Raw genomic sequence first — 14,837 nt, 5'->3', positions numbered from 1 at the left:
CGGTTCCCTCGAAGTCGATGAGGATTGCGTCAACGAAGCATCGGTGCATCAGATCGAACCTGCGGCCTTGCACGGACTGATGCCTGTGACGACGGACCCAACTCTGCATGCAAACGCCGCAACGAACTTCAGACGAAGTCCACGGCGCCCGACACCTCGAACCCACCATCGTCTGGAGCTTGCCCCCGAGCTGTCTCCTCCGCCCGGCCCAGCGTGCCAGAGGGAGAGCCCCAGCCCTGGGATTGTTTCGCTGCCACCAGAACGGGTCGATGGCGGCAAGGGTGATCTCGTCAGCGATCGCACAGGTAGCTGGGCGCCAGGCAGCAACCTGTGGCAGACAGCACGTGGAAGCGGCTGCACGGCAGCAGATTCAGACAGAATTTTCTCTCAAGATTTCTTCCTTAGTTCGCCGGAAAGCTCCCTGATCAGACAGGAAATAGCAATCTCACGATTCTGTATGTACATAAAAGTAGATGAGTCAGAACCCTAGCTTTCCAGCATGTTTCGCGGTTTGGATGAAGGAGCAAAGTTCGAACCGATTGAAAGGAAACAGCGTTGGACCCGTTCGTGATTCTTGGTTTGGTGAACACCGGCCTGTCGATGCTGTCTCACGGCTTGTCCGTGGCAACGCAGGCATTGGCGCTCATCCTGCCCTTCATCTGACACAGTCGCCCTGAGATGCGCTCTCCCAGAGGCAGATGCGCTTCTGGGAGAGCTGCGGCCCGGCTTCGTAGCCGCCATTCTCATCACTAATTCCCATTTCTTCCTTTCGGACGAAGGGTTTATTTGGCATGCCCAAATTCAGGAAATTGCACATTGGGTCGGCTGGTGCCGTCGGCTCCGAAAACCCGCGCCGCAGTGCGGCGAACTGGCGAATCAGGTCGAGCCTCAGCATCGGAGGTGGCAGTCGCGTACTCCTGGCCGGGGCGGTGCCGATGGCGATGGCGATCGCCGCAGCCGGTACGGCCAGTGCCGCTGACACTCCCGCTGTCATCGCTGACCAACCAGGGGTCACCAGCCCCGCCCAACCGGGCACGACCACGCCACCACCGCCTCCGGAACCCGAGCCTTCGCCTGCCCCGGAAGCGGATCGGCCTCCGGTGTATTACGAGCAGCCGCCCGAGGTCCGCAACGAGGCGTCGTCGCGTCCGGCGCCCCCGCCGGAGGAGCCGGTGGAGCCGATCCGGATCGAGGAACTGCATCTGCCCGAACCTGTGCCGGCGGTCGCGCCGATCGAGGCACCAGAGAACATGATCCGCGTCGGGCAATGGCAGGCACCCCGTCCGGAGTGGCTGCCCCCGGAATGTGCGGATGCGATCAACGACGTCGCGGCCGGTGCCGAGGCTCAGGTCGCGACCGCGCTGGATTCGGTCGGTATCCCCGCAGGGCGGTCGGATCGGGTCAGTGGCGCGACCATGGCCGGTGCCGGGATCGGTGGCGCTGCGGGCGGCGCGGGCGTCGGTGCCCCGGTGGCGGCTGCGGGAGCGGTGGTCGGTGGCCTGATCGGCGGAACGATCGGCGGCATCGCGGGCGCCGTGCTGGGCACGGTCGTGCCGGTGCCGGTCATCGGAACCGTGACCTCAGGCGTGGCCGGAACGGCTCTGGGTGCCGCGGTCGGTGCGGCTGTGGGTGCCGCGGTAGTGGGCATTCCTGCCGCTGTCATCGGCGCGGTCGCTGGTGGCACCGTTGGCGCCGGGTTCGGTGCCGGAGTGGGGGTCGGTCAGCCATGACCACCTTCACGAACAGCTGCAAACGCACCGCCGCAGTAGCAGCGATGACCACGGCAATCGGCATGGTGAGTGTCGCGACCGGAACCGGCAGCGCGGAGGCGGTGCCGATCGGGCCCGGTTGCCCCGCGCTCTACGTGCTGGGGGTCCAGGGCACCGGCCAGTCCTCACCGACCGCGGATCCGCTGGCCGACACCGGTGTCGTCGGTGCACTGATCGCCCCGGTCCTGTCCGCGGCCCCGGGCCTGGTGCAACGTAGTTACATCCCGTATGGCGCGGGCTTCGGTGGTGCGGTCCCCGGCGGCGGGCCCGACCCGTATGTGGTGTCGGTGACCGACGCCCGACGTCAGCTCGATGCCGCGGTCACCCAGATTGCCGACACCTGCCCCGGCACGATGATCGCTGGCATCGGCTATTCCCAAGGTGCGCAATCGATGTCGTCCTTCGCCCGCGACATCGGTGCGGGCACCGGCCCGGTCGGGCCGGAACGGATCGCCGGGATCGCCCTATACGCCCACCCGGACCGCGCCCTCGGCGCACCGATCTTCCCCGGGCGGCCGGGACAGACGGCGCCGGATCCCGCACCGGGCACCAGCGGGGCCGCAGTGTCGGCGGTGCAGATCGGCAACCTTCCTGCTGGTGGCGGCGGCATCGCTGATGGCGAGACCAGCTACGGGGCGTTGACCGGCCGAGTCGCCGACGTCTGCGCAGATGGGGACCTGGCTTGCTCGGCACCGGCTCGGGCGGCGCTGCTGCGGGTGGGCGCGGAGATCGCCGCTCAAGCCGACCTGCGTGACCCACTAGCCGCGATCGGCTCGCTCAATGCCTTGTTCTCCACCGCCTTGGGCGATGCCTGGACCACGGTGGTGCTCAATGACTTCCAGGTCTCCGGCGGCAACGTCGATTACGCCCCGCAGCTGGGTTTGGCGGGCCGGTTGATCGACGCCGCCGACCCCCGCATCCCCGCCCCGCGCCCCGAGGAGGTCGGTGCGGCGGCGGAGCGGTGGAACGAGATCACCGCCACCGTCGCCGCGAACCCGATCGGGCTGCTGCTCAAACTCGCCGGACAACTGGGTGCGGCGTGGGGGCAGCTGGTCGCCGACAACGCCGACCTGCTAGATCCCGCGGTCTGGGTGCACTACGCCGACACCGTTACCCGCCACAACAGCTACGCCATCGACGGCCAGCTCAACTCCGGCGTCGCCTGGATGGTGGCCCTCGCCCACGACATCGCTGGGAGCCGATGATGACCGATCCCGCCGCCCCCGATGGCTTCTACAGCAGCCCTGCGCTCGACTTCGCCCCGCGCCCGGGGGAGATCCTGCGCCGCCGCACCGTCTCCACCCCGCACCTGCACGGCGCGAGCCGGGCTTGGCAGCTCGTCTACGCCACTCGCACCGCGTTCAGCGCCCCCATCCCCGCCTCCGGAATCATGATCACTCCCCATACGGCGGAGTTCGCCCGGCGCAGTCCTGTCCTGGTGTACTGCACGGCATTTCATGGTCTCGGCGGTCGTTGTGCGCCGTCGCAGCTGCTGGCGGGGGAGGGGAGCGAACCGGAAACCAGGTTCATCGCTACCGCTCTGGAACGCGGCTGGACGGTCGCCGTGCCCGACGATCCCGGCCTGGGCATGACCGGGCTGGGGCCGCACCAGTTCCTGGCCGGCCGCGCCGCCGCGCACGCCGTGCTCGACCTTGCTCGCGCTGTCCGCGCGTTGTCGGAACTGGACTCGGCGCAGGCGCCGTGCGCGGTGTGGGGTTACGCCGATGGCGGGCGGGCGGCGGTCTGGGCCGCCGAACAGCAGCCCCGGTATGCGCCGGAGCTGGATCTGCGCGGGGTCGCTGCCGGTGCTGTCGTGGCTGATCCTGGTGCGCTGGTTGCTGAGATCGATGGCGGGCGGTGGGCGGGGCTGGGGTTGGCCGGGCTGGTCGGGCTGAGCCGCGCGTATGCGCATCTGCCGGTCGGCCACATCCTCACCGACGACGGCCACCGCACAGTCCAGCAGGCCCAAGAACTCGACGCGGCGGCGCTGCTGGCCACCTACCGCAACCAGCCGCTGGGGCGCTGGTGCGAGCGACCCGACCCGTGGAACGACCCCCTATGGCGGTACGTGCTGGCCAACGAGACCAGCGGCCGCGTAGCCCCGCAAGTGCCCGTGCACCTCTACCACGGCACCGAAGACGCCCTCGTACCGGTGGCGATGGGACGCGGACTGTTCGCCGAATACCGCTCTCTCGGAGTCGCTGTGAGCTGGCGCGAGTACGCAACCAGCCATACCGGCACCGCCGCCGAGGGTGCGGCCGACGCCATCACCAGTCTGGCCAGCTACCTGCAGCACCGACCCAACATCATCACCCGCCCAGCACCACCGAGTCCGCAGACCACCTGAATCGCCTGCCCGCACCACGAACCCCCGACCGGGGTGCGGGCAGGCCCCCAATCCAGATCGAGGTGAAATCCCATGCACTCCAGCACCATCCGGACCCGGACATTACGACGCGGCGCCGCGACCGTGCTGGCGTTGGTGACCGTGTCGGTGGCAGGTGTCAGCACTGTGCACGCCGACACCAGCGTCCCGCTCGGCACGAAATGCCCGAGCCTGTATGCGCTGGGGGTGCAAGGCAGCGAGGAGGCCGCCTCTGACGCTGCGATCACCAGCGATTCCGGTGCACTCGGGCAGATATTCGGACCGCTCGCCGCCGCAGCGGGGGATCTCGTGCAGCGCGCCTACGTCCCCTACGGCCGCGCGCCCGACGGGACGGCGCTGCCGTATGACGTCGCGATCACCGCCGCCGCCAACCGTTTGGAACAGATGGCCGCCGAGGTCGTGGCGCGGTGCCCGAACACGAAGATCGCTGCCGCCGGATACGCCCACGGCGCACCCGCGGTCGCGCGGTTCGCTAATCGGGTCGGAGCCGGGAACTCACGGGTCGCCGCTGACCAAGTCGCCGGAATCGCTTTGCTGGCCAACCCGAACCGTGAGCCCAACGCCCCGGTGCTGCCCGGCCGCCCGGATAGCACGACCCCGTCGGCCGCTCCCGGGACCTCGGGGCAGAAGGTCGCCACGATCTCGCTGCTCAACCCGCCGTTGTCTGGGGCTGGTATCGCAGCCTCCTCACCGTCGAGCGGATACGGGGCGTTGACCGGCAGGGTCGCGGACCTGTGCGTCGCGGGAGATGCGACCTGCGATGCCCCGGCAGGGGGCCCTCTGGCCAGCACCGCCGCCAATATCGCTGCCCGCTCCGACCTTCGTGACCCGATCGCGGCGGTGTCCACGATCGCCCACGCCTTGTCGGCGACCGTGTACACCACGGCGGTGAACGTGGTCAACGAGGACTTGATCGGCACCAGCCTCGATCAGCTGTCCTATCAACCTGCCAAACCCCTCGGCCAGCGCTTGGCCGAAGCCTCCAACCCGAACACCACCCCACCCGGCCCGAACGATGCTCTCGCTGCGCTGTTCAAGCTCGGCACCATCGGCCTGAACGCCGTCGTGTCGGTCGCACAGAAGGTGTTCACCCCGACCACTATCGCCGAGCTAGCGACCGTGGGGCTCGCGAATCCGTGGGCGGCAGTCGCAACGCTCGGGGCCAAGCTCGCCACCGCCATCATCGAGCTGGTGCCGCCGCAGACGGCCAGCCGGTGGATCAACCAGGCCTTCGACGCGATCACCAGCACCTTCACCGACCGCAGCGCGCTCTACACCCTGGCCAGCTCCGCCCAGTACAGCGACATCACCGGCCGCCACGGCTCCTACCAAACCGTCCCCGCTACACCGACCGGACGCTCAGCCCTGACCGCCACAGCCGACTGGTTCACCGCGCTCGCCCGCGACCTCGCCGCCACCGGGACACCATCGGCCCCACCACAGTCCGCCGCCCACTCGACGACCACAGTACCCACCACCACGCCGCGCAGCGGCCCTGCCGCGCCGGCGGCCCCGACGTCGAGCGGCGGCCCTTAGACCCCTTCGGGCGGAGTCCGATTCCGCAGACGTACCCACGCCTGTCTGCTGATTCTCCCCTGGCACTCCCGCCCGAAGGGCCCCGCACTGTTCGCCACTACACCGAGGAGGTGAGAACCCGATATGCCGAACACCCGAACCAAACCTGACACCAGCGGTGAGCACGGATCGGGCTGGTTGCATCCAGCCGAAATGGTTGTCCGGCAACCTGTCTCGCCCGTAACCGATGATCGAGATATCGACGGCGGTATCGGATGGCAGTGGATCAACCTGCAACCGCCCCCGACACCGCAGCCCACCACAAGATCGGGGCACACTCGGGTGCCTCGGCGCGTATGGGTCGGGCTTGCTGCCGGCCTCGGGGTGGCCGCCGTGGTCATCGGAGCGGGAATCAGCTCGGTTACCGACCGCCCGGATACGGCCACGCCGATCCCGACCCTGACCGCGAGCCCACAGACAATCACGCCATCGTCGCGAGGCGCGTGCGCCGGGCTGTCGGGGCAGACCGTCACCGACACCGCAGGCGACACCCACAGCCTGGTCGGGGTAATCGCGGCGTTCGAGCACGCCTACTACGTGCAGCGCAGCGGCGAGGCCGCGCTGCGGCTGGTCGCCCCTGAAGCAGGTCTCAATCTCGAGGCGTTGTCGGCGGGCATCGCCTCCAGCCCGACCGGAACCACGCATTGTGTCGCGATCACCCCGATCGCCGAGGGCGCCGCGGAGGTGCACCTGGTCGAGCGGCACCCCGGTGGGCAGCGCATCGACTACCTCCAATTGATCAACATCCGCCACGACCTCGGCAATGTCGTTATTACCAACATTCAGAAGCGGGGCTGAGCGATGGCCGCACCGCTGCACCTGCACCAAGACCACCGCGACCTCGGGTACCGTCTCGACCCTGGCACTGTCACTGTGCCCGCACCGGAACGGTTGGCGCCGGTGCGGGAGACACCGCTGCCGACCACCGGTGCGTATCCCCCGCTGTTCGCCGTGCTCGGCGCGCACGGCGGTGCCGGGACCTCGACACTGGCGCGGTGGTGGGCCCCGGCCGCTGACGCCGGTCTGGCCTGGCCGGCCTCACCCCGCAGTACCCAACGGGTTATCGTCGCCGCCCGGCTCTGTATGCCCGGTCTGACCGCCGCGGCCGATCGGCTGCGCGAATGGCACGCCGGACTGGCACCGGACGGCGTGCGGGTGATCGGGTTGGTGCTGACGGCGGCGCGCCCGGGGAAGGTTCCCGCAGCGCTGCGCCGATATCGCGCTGTCATCGCCGAGTTGGTCGACCACGTCTACGACGTCGGCTGGCACGACGAACTCGTCGTCTGTGAACTCACCGAGCTCGCCCAATATGTGCCGTTCGACCCGCCGCCGCGGCGCAGATCCCGGCTAGGTGAGGCGGTCCCCCTCGACGTGCACCGCGCGGGAACCCAGATCATCACCCACCTCGCAGCCTCCCGTAGCGGGGCTGCGGCACAACATGATTCGGAGCAAACGCCATGATCACCGCTTACGCGGTCGGCGAGGCGGTCACCGTGCTCGCCCAACAAATTCAGATCACCCCGACCTCACCGCCGGGCGCGGAGAAGCTGGTCAATCTCGTCAACTACTTGTCCTGGATCGTCATGCTCGCCGGGATCGCCTCGCTGGTCTACGCCGGCGGGAAATTCGGCTGGGAGAGATTCCATGGCGGCGCGGTCGAATCACCGAAGATCATCCTCGGCGCCCTGGTCGGCGGCATCATCGCCACCAGCGCTGGAGCGATCATGAACGCCGTCGTCACCGGAGGCGCATAACCCATGCGCCACTTCCGAATTCATCCGCAACCCTGCACAACCACACACGGCGCGCCTGACGCACCTGGTACCTGGAGCGCCGCCAGCGGATTTCTTTCCGCACAGATCGCTGCGCGTCAACACCGCACGATCAGCCAACCCGGCCTGAGCCCGTTCACCGTCCGCGCCCCGGACGGGATCCGGCTCTCGGCCGCACGCCTCGGCCCGGCCTTGCCTCCGGCCAGCGTGGTCTACGTCCACGGCATGCTGACCGACTCCGCGTACTGGACGCCACTGACTGGGCGCCTGCACCAACACCTCGACGGTGGAATCGCCCAGATCGTTTACGACCAGCGCGGGCACGGCATACCGGGGAATTCCGAAGCCGGAGTCCGAACCACGTTGCCGATGCTTGTCGATGACCTGGACGCAGTCATGGCGCGCGCCTACGGCGCGGTCGTCTTGGTAGCGCACTCGGTGGCATCGCTGCTGGTGGGGGCATGGGTCAAGCAGTACCCACGCCGTGCCCGCGCCTTGACCGGCATCGTGCTGTTCAACGCCTGCCCCGAATTCCCATGGCTCCCAGTGTCCGATGTGCCCGCCGCTGGACGGCGCTCCCGGGACCCGGGGCGGCAGCTCGTCGAGGAACTGACCACTTACCTGTACGAGCCGCCGGCCCGCTATGGCTTCCCACGCCGGAGCCTGTTCAACACCGTCCGCCACCAGACGCGCAGCGACAACCTCGACGCCATGCTGGCCGCCCTCGCCGCGTACGGCAGCGCAGCCCTGACCGGCGAAACGGCCAGCATCATGCGCAGCATCCCGACCTGGGTGATGACCGGCCAGCTCGACCCCGTCGTCGCACCGAGCAGATCCCAGCACCTGGCCGAACGCATCTGGGGCGACTACGACAGCGTCCCCGGCGCTGGACACTCCCTGCCCTATATCGAGGCCGCCAAGGCATCTGAGCCGATCCTGGCCGCACTCGAGGTCGCCTACCGCACCCAACAACAGAACGGTGGCCAGCTGTGATCACCAAACCGCTTCCCGCGCAGGTGCTCTCACCACTCACACAACTCCTGGGCTACCTGGCCTGGTTCGTGCTGCTTCTGTGCATCGCCCGCGCGGTGTGGGTCGGCGGACTACTAGCGATCCGCATGTACCGCGAAGAAAGCGTCGAAGGACTCCTCGGCGCACTCGCAGGCGCAGCCCTGCTCGGCTCGGCCAGCACGATCGCCATCGCCGTCCTGCCTCCCACCTGACCCTCCCGAGGAGACCCAGCCGTGAATCCCTCTCGCAAACACCGAATCGGCGTAATGGCCGTACTCGCATTCACCGGACCGGTTGCTGCGGCCGGCCTGCTCGCCTGCAGCGACGAGGACACCAGCGAATCCGCACAGCCGAGCGCAACCGCGACCGTCACCGTACCCACAGGATTGCGTTGGCAGACCTTCCAAGGCGTCGACCTCCCGGTCGCCGACCAAGGCCCACGCCACACCGATGGACCGGTAGCCAGCGGATTCGCACGGTCACCGGCAGGTGCCGCGCTGACCGCGATCCACGCGACCGTGCGGATATCGATCGCGACCGACAACCAATGGCCCACGGTCGGGCAGCGCATGCTCGCCCCGGGGCAGGGCCGCGACAGCTGGGCTACCGCCCGAGCGCAGATTTCGATCACCACCCCGATCGCCAGCGGCGCACCCAAAGTCCTCGGCTACGTGATAGCCCGCTACACCCCCGACGCCACCGATGTCGACATCTACACCATCCACCCCGATAACTCCGTCACCCGCAACAGCACCCACGTCACCTGGCAAGGCGACGACTGGCGCCTGCGGCTACCCGACAACACAACCGCCGCCCCCGTCGCCGCCGTTGCCATGCCACCGGTCGACATGGTCGCGCTCACGCCTCGCTGAGGAGCCCCAACGCATGAGATCCCATCGCCTGCTGATCATCCTGCTCGCCAGCATCACCGCCATCGTGAGCACCGCATTCGTGTTGACCCTCACCAACGACGACAGCCCCCGCGATATCCCCGCCGATCCCGGCAGCACCATTGCGCCGACCGAGCGAACGTTCCCTGACCTTCCGCCGACCACCGTGCCGCTGCCGCCGACCACCGATCTGTTCGGCAACCGCCTGGAAGTGCCACACGACGAATCCGGTGTCGCCCTTCCACAAGACCCGAGCGCGCGGCCCGAGCCCACTGGCCCGGATTACCTGATCACCCCACCCGCATGGATGCAGTGGCAGCGCGGCTGGGGCGGTGCCGCACTACCGGTATCGGGCAGCGACGGACCGGCGCGTATCCACTACGGCATCGCGACCGGATTTGCCCACACTCCGCAAGGCGCCGCGCTTGCCGCCGCCGACGCGCTCGCCCGCGCGCTGGCCGCCCCCGAGGGCGTGTGGCAGGAGGTGGTGCGCGAACGCTACTACGGCGGCGTCCAAGCGCTGCTCGATCGGTTCAGCCGTTCCCGCAAGCGCACCCGTGACGCCGCCCGCTACGTCGTGGTCCCCGACGGCATCCGGATCCAGCCTGGCTACCGAGACGACCTCGCGGTCGTTCAATTCGCCGCCCACGACAACATCGGCTACACGATCTCGGCCTGGCCGATGGCCTGGATCGACGGGGATTGGCGCGTGCGAGCACCAGATAACGTCGAAACACTTTGGGGACCAGGCACTTCCGCCTCGTCCTTAGCGGGTTTCGGAGTATGGAAGGGCATTTCGTGACCGATACTGCCCTCGCCGGTGCACCGGTCGCCGCGATGACGACATGGCGGACGCAGCTGCCGCCCATCCCCAATGTCTGCGACATGCCGTTAGGCCCCCAACAGGCATGTGAACAACTCGGGCAGGCCGCAACCAAGGCGGCGAGCTCTGCACTCGATGACTTCGCCGACATCCTCCTCGAAGGTTTCACCAAAGTTCTACGGATCGCTATGACCTGGTGGACCACAATTCCCTCACCACAACTCACGGGCGTGGGAGGCGAGCCTGGCACAGCGCTGTCGGCGATTCGCGACTACAGCAGCGGGCTACAGGTGCTGTTACTGACGACCGGGATCATGTTCGCCGCGGCCCGGCTCGCGCTGGCCAAACGGGGCGGGGTCGCGGGCGAGGCACAGGAGAGCGTTCTGATGTTGGCTCGGGCGGTGTTTGCGTCGATGGCGTTCGCTGCGGTGATTACCGCCGGAACACGCGCCGGAGATAGCTTCGCCAACTGGGTTCTCTTCGACGCGAGCCGCGGCGACTTGGACGGCGTCGTAGACCGCCTGACCGGGTTCGACGCTAACACCCGCTCCGGGCTCGGGACCGGGCTGCTCTTGCTGGTGTGTCTGCTCGGCTTGGTCAGCACCTTGATTCAACTAGTGATGCTTGTCGTCCGCCAAGCCCTGCTGATCCTTGTCGTGGCCGTGATCCCCTTGGCCGCCGCAGCCTCCGGTACTGGGCCAGGCTCGCAAGCCTACAAGAAGCTGTTGAGTTGGTCGTTGGCGTTCGTGCTGTTCAAGCCAGTCGGCGCTCTCGTTTACGCGATTGCGTTCACTGTGATTGGGCGCGAGGAGCAACGGGATCCGCAGTTGGTGTTGCTCGGGTTGATCCTGCTGGTGATGAGCGTGGTGGTCCTGCCCGCGCTGATCCGGTTGGTCGCACCCGCCGTGGCAACCCTCGGTGGTGGTGGCGGTGCCGCAGCCGTGCTGGCCGGTGGGGGCGCCGGTGTCGCGATGGCGGCCGCGGGCGACCGCTCGGGAGCACGCAAGGTCAGCGAAGGTGAGAACGCCCCTGGCGGATCGCCCAATGCCCCGCCTCCACTAGGCGGCTCGCCCGGTGGTGGCGGTGGTGGCCGTCCGATGCCCGGTGGCGGAGACAGCGGTAGCTCCAGTTCAGGGGCGGGTAGCTCCGGGACCGGCGGTGGTGGGTCGGCGGGGTCTGCCAGTGGCGGCAGCGGCGGCGCACGGCAGACCGGGGTCGGAGCGGCGAAGCCATCGAGTGCGTCCGGCGCGGGAAGCGGCGGGGGCGAGACGGCCGGTGCTGCCGGCGCCGGTATCGCCGGTGCGGTCGTGATGGGTGCGCAGATGGCCAAAGACATGGCACAACAGGGAGCTTCGGCGATCGACAACCAGACTCGGGATGCGACCGCTGGCGGACTTGATCCAGATGCGTTGGGGCCAGGGGAGGTTCGGCGATGACCGCCCGCATGTACGGCCGATGGGAACGCCCCCGCTCCGCCGGGTTCTTCGGTCTGACCTGGGGTGTGTCGATGCTCGGGCTTGGCCTGATCATCACCGTGATGGTGGGGTTCATGATCACCCGATCGCTATCGGTCGCCGCGGGCCTGATCGTGGCCGCCGCGCTGGTGTTCACGCCGTTGGCGATCACACGCAACGGCCGCACCGGCTGGGAGATCGCCTTGTTGCGGGTTCAGTTCGCCGCCGCCCGCGCCCGCGGTGAGCACGTCTACCACGCTGGCCGGTTCTCCAAGATTCCCGGCGTCGCGAAACTGCCCGGCCTGCTGGCGGACTCGCGGCTGTCGGAGTACGAGACGGCAGGCGGTAAACGGTTCGCGATGATCCACATCCGTCGCAGCGACCACTACACCGTGGTCCTGCGAGTGGTGCCGCGCGGTAAAGAGCTGGTCGATCAAGCCCAGATCGACGCCTGGGTCGAGGGATACGGCCAGTTCCTAGCGACCCAGAGCCGCGGCGGGGAAGTTGTCGCGGTGACCGCGGTGCTCGAGAACGTTGTCGAAACCCGCCTCAAGCAAGCCCGTGAGGTCTCCCGCTTGGTCCGCCCCGACGCCCCGGTGTATGCCCAGGCGGTGATGCGGGAAGCTGCCGCCGATGTCGGCGGGGTCGGGGTGCGGATCGAAGCGCGCATCGCCATCACCTACCGCGCGATTGGGAAGGGCCGCATCCGCCGCGACGAGGCCGAGCAGGCCCGCGAGATCGGTCAACGCCTGCAAGGAGTCCTCTCCCAGCTCGCCCGCGCAGGCCTACCGGCGACGCCACTGCAAGCGTGGGAAGTCCTCGGTTTGGTGCGTACCCGCTACGACCTCGCCGCCCAGCGCGATGTCGAAGCCGCCGGGGCGGAGGTCACCCGCACGCAGTCGTGGGACTCGGTGGGTCCGCTGGCGCATCAGGACCGGTGGGATCACTACGTCCACGACGGCGCCCGCTCGATCACCTGGGAAATGGACGCCGCACCGCGCGGCGCGGTCATGGAAACCGTCCTCGAGGAGCTGCTGCGGCCCCGGGCGGACGTCCCGCGCAAGCGCGTGGCGATTGTCTACCGGCTGCATTCTGCCGCTGAGGCCACCACCCTGGTCGACTCCGACTTCCGCGACGCCGTCGCAGCCGAGCAAACCGAACGCGGCATCGCCACCGCCTCGGCGCGGATCCGGGTCGGCAACACCCAAGCCACCCGCGAAGAACAGGCACGCGGCGCGGGCCTGACCCGGTTCGGGGCGCTGATCACTGTCACCGATCACCTCGATGGGGACCTCCCGGGAATCGAAGCGTCAGTGAAAGGGATGGCCGCCGCCTCCCGGCTGGGAGTGCGCCGCTGCTACGGCACTCAAGCCGCCGCGTTCGCCGCCAGCCTCGGGATCGGGTTGATCCTGCCCGAACACACCTCCATCTCCAAGCGGGTCTCAGCGTGAACGCCCGCCGCACGAAGACTTCTCGGCGCGCGCGCACTGAAACGGTCGCGGGTGTGCGGGTGCTCACGACGCAGGCGCGTGCCGCGATCGAGGCGGCCGCCGCCAAGCCCGGTCTGCGTGGTTGGCGGGCACGGTTGGCGATATCGAGCGATGATCATCGCCGAGCCACCGCCGCGCGACGTGCGGAGGACTCTGGACGCGATGGCTTCGACCGATCGCCAGCGCAGCTGACCGACCGCGGATACCGCGGGCTCGGCGGCGGCCGCGCCGCAGTCGTGCCCAGTACGCCCGAATGGCGGGCGACCACCGTGCAAGTCGCGGGCCTGTGGCCGTTCACCGTCGGGGCCAGCGCCCCCACGGTCGGCACACCGGTCGGCGCGCACTACATCACCAGCGCACCTGTGCATTTCGATCCCATGTCGTGGTTCCTGCGCGGCTTCATCACCGCACCAATTGCTTTCGTGCTGGCCCTCAACGGGTTCGGTAAATCATCACTGATCCGGCGCATGGTGACCGGCGCGGCCGCGGCCGGGGAAACCGTGCTGTGCATGGGCGACACCAAACCCGACTACCGCGACCTTGTGGAACGGTTGGGTGGGCAGGTGGTCGACGTCGGGTACGGGCACGGCACGATCAACCCGCTCGACGTCGGTGCGCTCGGCGCGGTCGTCGAGCGGCTTGCCGACTCAGATCAGCGACGCCAGGTCACCGCCCGGGTGGAGGCCGGTCAGGTCAACATCGTCGCCGGCCTGATCGAGTTGGTGCGCGGGTCGCGGGTGGCCGACTACGAAGAAGTCCTCCTCGGCGCGGGGCTGCGTGAGCTCTACAGCCCCGCTGGCGGATTCAGCTACGAAAATCCACCGCTGATGTCGAACCTGCTGGACGTCATCTCCGGCGGCGGCGAACAACTGCGCCAGTTCGCCGAGGAAGACGACGAAGCCACCTACCGAGCCAGCACCAAAACCCTGCGCCGCTCCCTGCGCGCGCTGGTCGAAGGCCCGTTCGGGGCGATTTTCAACGGGCCGACCACCACCTGCCTCGACCTGGCCAGCCCGGCGGTGTGTGTGGACGTCTCCCGCATCCCCGAAGGCGACACCAAACTTTTGGCGGCTGTTCTGATGGTCTGCTGGAGCGAGGGGTTCGGCGCGGTCGCCGCTGCGCATGCGCTCGCTGACGCGGGGCTCGCGCCGCCGCGCACGTTCGAGGTCGTTATGGATGAGATCTGGCGTGTGCTCGGCGTGGGGGAGTTCATGGTCGACCGCGTCGACGCGCTGACCCGATTGAATCGCGTCCTGGGCACCGGGCTGATCATGTGCAGCCACACCATCAAAGACCTCGCCAGCTTCGATTCACCCGCCGCTCAAGCCAAAGCCCTCGGGTTCTTCGAGCGGGCGCGCGCCAAGTTGATCGGGCCGGTCGGGCCGGAGGAGATCAACCGTATCCGCAATGCGGTCGGCATCACCGACACCGAGAAGCTCCTCGTTACCTCCTGGGCCGCGCCGCGACCACCCAGCGACGACGACCTCGTCCTCTCCCATCGCGAAACCCCACCCGGCACAGGCTGCTTCCTACTCAAGACCGGCGAAGCCAACGAACCAGGCATCCCGTTCCGGCTGGTGTTCACCCCCACCGAACGTACCGCCGATATCCACAACACCAATCGGCGTTTCGACAACCTGCCCGCAGCAGGGGAAGCCAGCAGGTGA

14 protein-coding genes are annotated in these 14,837 nt (G+C 68.4%); all 14 read left to right on the top strand.

The window, feature by feature from the left end; translation table 11 throughout:
• Nucleotides 1-935: 935 nt before the first annotated feature.
• Nucleotides 936-1,730: a hypothetical protein gene (locus tag OH799_RS12110; protein WP_406279427.1), complete on the top strand. Its 795-nt coding sequence runs from the start codon at nucleotides 936-938 to the stop codon at nucleotides 1,728-1,730.
• On the top strand, nucleotides 1,727-2,974 hold the full coding sequence (locus tag OH799_RS12105; RefSeq protein ID WP_406279425.1) for a cutinase family protein: 1,248 nt from the start codon (nucleotides 1,727-1,729) through the stop codon (nucleotides 2,972-2,974). Before OH799_RS12110 ends, OH799_RS12105 begins: the two co-directional genes overlap by 4 nt.
• Nucleotides 2,974-4,116, top strand: coding sequence for a lipase family protein (locus OH799_RS12100; protein WP_406279422.1), 1,143 nt, complete (start codon nucleotides 2,974-2,976; stop codon nucleotides 4,114-4,116). The genes OH799_RS12105 and OH799_RS12100 overlap by 1 nt, the downstream gene beginning before the upstream one ends.
• Nucleotides 4,117-4,188: 72 nt before the next feature.
• Nucleotides 4,189-5,691 carry a cutinase family protein gene (locus OH799_RS12095; RefSeq protein WP_406279419.1) on the top strand — a complete coding sequence of 501 codons (1,503 nt, stop codon included), beginning with the start codon at nucleotides 4,189-4,191 and terminating at the stop codon, nucleotides 5,689-5,691.
• A gap of 123 nt (nucleotides 5,692-5,814) precedes the next feature.
• A complete protein-coding gene (locus tag OH799_RS12090; RefSeq protein ID WP_406279416.1) occupies nucleotides 5,815-6,528 on the top strand; it encodes a hypothetical protein in 714 nt (237 codons plus the stop codon).
• A gap of 3 nt (nucleotides 6,529-6,531) precedes the next feature.
• Complete coding sequence (locus tag OH799_RS12085; RefSeq protein WP_406279413.1) at nucleotides 6,532-7,191, top strand: hypothetical protein; 660 nt, start codon at nucleotides 6,532-6,534, stop codon at nucleotides 7,189-7,191.
• Nucleotides 7,188-7,484 carry a hypothetical protein gene (locus tag OH799_RS12080; RefSeq protein ID WP_406279410.1) on the top strand — a complete coding sequence of 99 codons (297 nt, stop codon included), beginning with the start codon at nucleotides 7,188-7,190 and terminating at the stop codon, nucleotides 7,482-7,484. Before OH799_RS12085 ends, OH799_RS12080 begins: the two co-directional genes overlap by 4 nt.
• A 3-nt stretch (nucleotides 7,485-7,487) precedes the next feature.
• Entirely contained in the window at nucleotides 7,488-8,495 is a 1,008-nt protein-coding gene (locus OH799_RS12075) for an alpha/beta fold hydrolase (protein WP_406279407.1), read from the top strand.
• Nucleotides 8,492-8,725, top strand: coding sequence for a hypothetical protein (locus tag OH799_RS12070; protein WP_406279404.1), 234 nt, complete (start codon nucleotides 8,492-8,494; stop codon nucleotides 8,723-8,725). Before OH799_RS12075 ends, OH799_RS12070 begins: the two co-directional genes overlap by 4 nt.
• 21 nt (nucleotides 8,726-8,746) lie before the next feature.
• Entirely contained in the window at nucleotides 8,747-9,385 is a 639-nt protein-coding gene (locus tag OH799_RS12065) for a hypothetical protein (protein ID WP_406279401.1), read from the top strand.
• A 13-nt stretch (nucleotides 9,386-9,398) separates the two neighbouring features.
• Nucleotides 9,399-10,205, top strand: a complete 807-nt coding sequence (locus OH799_RS12060) for a hypothetical protein (protein ID WP_406279398.1) — start codon at nucleotides 9,399-9,401, stop codon at nucleotides 10,203-10,205.
• A complete protein-coding gene (locus OH799_RS12055) occupies nucleotides 10,202-11,662 on the top strand; it encodes a hypothetical protein (RefSeq protein ID WP_406279396.1) in 1,461 nt (486 codons plus the stop codon). The genes OH799_RS12060 and OH799_RS12055 overlap by 4 nt, the downstream gene beginning before the upstream one ends.
• Nucleotides 11,659-13,131: an SCO6880 family protein gene (locus tag OH799_RS12050; protein WP_406279393.1), complete on the top strand. Its 1,473-nt coding sequence runs from the start codon at nucleotides 11,659-11,661 to the stop codon at nucleotides 13,129-13,131. Before OH799_RS12055 ends, OH799_RS12050 begins: the two co-directional genes overlap by 4 nt.
• 53 nt (nucleotides 13,132-13,184) lie before the next feature.
• Nucleotides 13,185-14,837, top strand: a complete 1,653-nt coding sequence (locus OH799_RS12045) for a hypothetical protein (RefSeq protein ID WP_406279390.1) — start codon at nucleotides 13,185-13,187, stop codon at nucleotides 14,835-14,837.

This window comes from Nocardia sp. NBC_00881 (assembly GCF_045207455.1).
In the GTDB taxonomy this organism is placed as follows: Bacteria; Actinomycetota; Actinomycetes; order Mycobacteriales; family Mycobacteriaceae; genus Nocardia.
Note: the sequence above shows the minus strand (reverse complement) of the source record. Positions and strands in the feature narration are given on the sequence as shown.

Coding starts and splice junctions, on each gene's coding strand:
- OH799_RS12080 (WP_406279410.1), top strand. CDS start 7,188: ATGATCACCGCTTACGCGGTCGGCGAGGCGGTCACCGTGCTCGCCCAA.
- OH799_RS12105 (WP_406279425.1), top strand. CDS start 1,727: ATGACCACCTTCACGAACAGCTGCAAACGCACCGCCGCAGTAGCAGCG.
- OH799_RS12100 (WP_406279422.1), top strand. CDS start 2,974: ATGACCGATCCCGCCGCCCCCGATGGCTTCTACAGCAGCCCTGCGCTC.
- OH799_RS12095 (WP_406279419.1), top strand. CDS start 4,189: ATGCACTCCAGCACCATCCGGACCCGGACATTACGACGCGGCGCCGCG.
- OH799_RS12110 (WP_406279427.1), top strand. CDS start 936: ATGGCGATGGCGATCGCCGCAGCCGGTACGGCCAGTGCCGCTGACACT.
- OH799_RS12060 (WP_406279398.1), top strand. CDS start 9,399: ATGAGATCCCATCGCCTGCTGATCATCCTGCTCGCCAGCATCACCGCC.
- OH799_RS12050 (WP_406279393.1), top strand. CDS start 11,659: ATGACCGCCCGCATGTACGGCCGATGGGAACGCCCCCGCTCCGCCGGG.
- OH799_RS12085 (WP_406279413.1), top strand. CDS start 6,532: ATGGCCGCACCGCTGCACCTGCACCAAGACCACCGCGACCTCGGGTAC.
- OH799_RS12090 (WP_406279416.1), top strand. CDS start 5,815: ATGCCGAACACCCGAACCAAACCTGACACCAGCGGTGAGCACGGATCG.
- OH799_RS12075 (WP_406279407.1), top strand. CDS start 7,488: ATGCGCCACTTCCGAATTCATCCGCAACCCTGCACAACCACACACGGC.